This is a genomic window from Moorena sp. SIO3I6 (assembly GCF_010672095.1).
The window spans coordinates 1-1,156 of sequence record NZ_JAAHHU010001579.1 but is presented as its reverse complement, the minus strand read 5'-3'; the positions used below and the strand labels follow the sequence as shown (position 1 = coordinate 1,156).

Genomic DNA, 1,156 nt, shown 5'->3' with positions numbered 1-1,156 from the left:
ACTATCCCCTTTACTTCCAGTCTAGACAAGAAGCAGCAGCCAAAGCTGAGGATTTTGCTTTAATTGAGGAAACCCACCACTACCTGCAGCAGCACCCGATTAAAGAAAAGCTGAGCAACGATTATTTCTTAAAATCAATTGTTAAATCGGAAATCTATCAACAGTTATCATGAGAATATCCCACAAGCATAAGTTTGTATTCCTCAGCAAACCTAAGTGTGCTAGTACTAGTATTCGCAAGGCATTGGATCCTTACACCGATATTTCCAGTACGGATAAGAAGCGACATTACCATCACCATGTGCCAGCATCTCTGTTAAAGCAGCATTTTGAGCGTATGGGTTGGAACTGGAACAGCTATTTCAAGTTTATTAGTATCCGAAATCCTTGGGATATGCTGGTTTCTCTGTACTTCTATGCCAAGCCAGATCACCGAGGTATTTATTGGTGGGAAACAGCAAGAGCAATCCGTGTATCGGAAGACATTGTCGAAAAATACCCCTATAACCCAAACACTAGGATGCCATTCAAGGAGTGGATTAAGACTGGAAAATCCTGGGATTTGAAGCAGCAAATATATCTAGAGGATTTGTCTACCTATACCCTTCCTTACTATGTTTTTGATGATCAGAATAATTTCCTAGTGGATTATGTTATCCGTGTTGAACACCTAGAGGAAGACTTAGATTTTGTTTCGTCAAAGCTAGGAATACAGCTAGATTCGTTGAAGATAAATACCAGCAAGCATGACCACTATAGCCAGTATTATGATAGCGAATCCCAAGCAATCGTCTCCGAGCTGTTTGAGTATGATATCAACTACGGAAAGTATTCTTTTTAGAATAGGGAATAGGGAATAGGGAGTAGGGAGTAGGGAACAGGGAATAGGGAATAGGGAACAGGGAACAGGGAACAGGGAATAAAATTTAGATGTACCTCACGCTTACTAGGAAACGCTAGATAATTTTTGAGTGATCAGTGTTCAGTTATCAGTGCTAATTTTTGAGTTTTGAATTATCAAATATAGCGTTGATAAGACCTATAAGATACAGTCAAATTTATTACTCCTACTCCCTACTCCCTACTCCCTACTCCCTGTTCCCTGTTCCCTGTTCCCTGTTCCCTGTTCCCTAAAACCTAGGACTTTTTACCTCAA

The 1,156-nt window shown here is 40.2% G+C and carries 1 protein-coding gene; it reads left to right on the top strand.

Annotated features, from left to right (window positions below):
- The first annotated feature begins 169 nt into the window (after positions 1 to 169).
- Positions 170 to 841, top strand: coding sequence for a sulfotransferase family 2 domain-containing protein (locus tag F6K49_RS51380; RefSeq protein WP_293110657.1), 672 nt, complete (start codon positions 170 to 172; stop codon positions 839 to 841).
- Positions 842 to 1,156: the final 315 nt, after the last annotated feature.

Bases quoted from the DNA above. Each gene is read 5' to 3' on its own strand.
- F6K49_RS51380 (WP_293110657.1), top strand. From the start codon at position 170: ATGAGAATATCCCACAAGCATAAGTTTGTATTCCTCAGCAAACCTAAG.